The 767-nt window shown below is 64.8% G+C and carries 1 protein-coding gene; it reads right to left on the minus strand.

Annotated features, from left to right (window positions below; genetic code table 11):
* The coding region (locus OK17_RS21380; RefSeq protein WP_461418690.1) for an AMP-binding protein at positions 1 to 767 on the minus strand (767 nt) is incomplete at both ends.

Consider the following 767-nt stretch of genomic DNA (forward strand, 5'->3'; position numbering starts at 1 on the left):
TCCACATCCACATCAGCCGGCGCCACATACGCCACCAACTGCTGCCCACCACCAGACTCAGCCACCACCGCCGCCGCATGCACCACACCCGGCGCCGCCGCCACCGCAGCCTCGACCTCACCCAACTCCAGCCGCTGACCACGCAACTTCACCTGGAAATCGGTACGCCCCAAATACTCCAACTCACCCGAAGCATTCCACCGCACCAGATCCCCGGTCCGATACAACCGCTCCCCCGGCCCACCGAACGGATCAGCAACAAACCGCTCCGCAGTCAGATCCGGCCGCGCCGCATACCCCCGCGCCACCTGCACACCACCGAGATACAACTCACCCGGCACACCCACCGGAACCCGCGCCAACCGCGAATCCAACACCCGCGTCACCGTATTGGGCACCGGCGAACCAATCGGCACCACCGCATCACCGGCCTGCACCGAATACGCCGTCACATCAACCGCAGCCTCGGTCGGCCCGTACAGATTGTGCAAACCCACACCCGGCAACCGCGACAACAACCCGCCCGCCACCGCCGGCGCCAACGCCTCACCCGAAGCAAACACATACCGAAGCGACGTCAACCCGCCGAGCCGATCACCCAACACATCGACAAACGCCGACAACATCGACGGCACGAAATGCACCACCGACACCGAACGATCGACGATCACCTCGCGCAGATACTCCGGATCACCATGACGACCCGGCTCCGCGATCACCAACGGAACCCCGGCAACCAACGGCCAGAACAACTCCCACACCGACAC

The sequence above is a fragment of the Gordonia sp. GN26 genome (assembly GCF_054823965.1).